The organism is Thermococcus sp. ES12, assembly GCF_012027515.1.
Taxonomy (GTDB): Archaea; Methanobacteriota_B; Thermococci; order Thermococcales; family Thermococcaceae; genus Thermococcus; species Thermococcus barossii.
Genome location: NZ_SNUP01000065.1, coordinates 1 through 449, shown reverse-complemented (window position 1 = coordinate 449; position 449 = coordinate 1). Strand labels below are relative to the sequence as shown.

Sequence of the window (449 nt, the reverse complement as noted above, 5' to 3'; positions counted from 1 at the left end):
ATATGACTCACATGAAATCTGGAGCTATATGTTTCTAAGAGGTCGTATCCCAAAATTTCTCAGAGAGCCACTGTGGAGAGAACAACATTTCATAAGTAGATATGTTGATGTTATTATAACCGTCTCTAAAGGTGCTGCAGAGTATTTCCTTAGATTTTATCCAAAGATTCGATTAGTAAGAAATATGAAGCAGAGAAGAGAAAGCAAATGGGAACGTCCAGATAGTTCCATTCTGAGGGTAGTGTATATTGGCGGGTTTAACAAAAACCGTTGTATTCTGGAGCTTGTTGAGGCTATATTTAAAATTAGACATAAAATCGAGGGAATATTTGCAGGACCAGAAGTTAAAGGAATTTCTGATGTAATTGTGATGTATTCAAAGAATTTCCCCGTAAAGTATTTAGGATTTATACCAAGGGGGCAAGTTTTGAACGTAACCAAGAAAGGAA

General features: G+C 36.1%; 1 protein-coding gene. It reads left to right on the top strand.

Going from position 1 to position 449, the window contains the following annotated elements; translation table 11 throughout:
• Positions 1–184: 184 nt before the first annotated feature.
• On the top strand, positions 185–449 hold a 265-nt coding region (locus tag E3E37_RS11050; RefSeq protein ID WP_167717394.1), incomplete at its 3' end, for a hypothetical protein.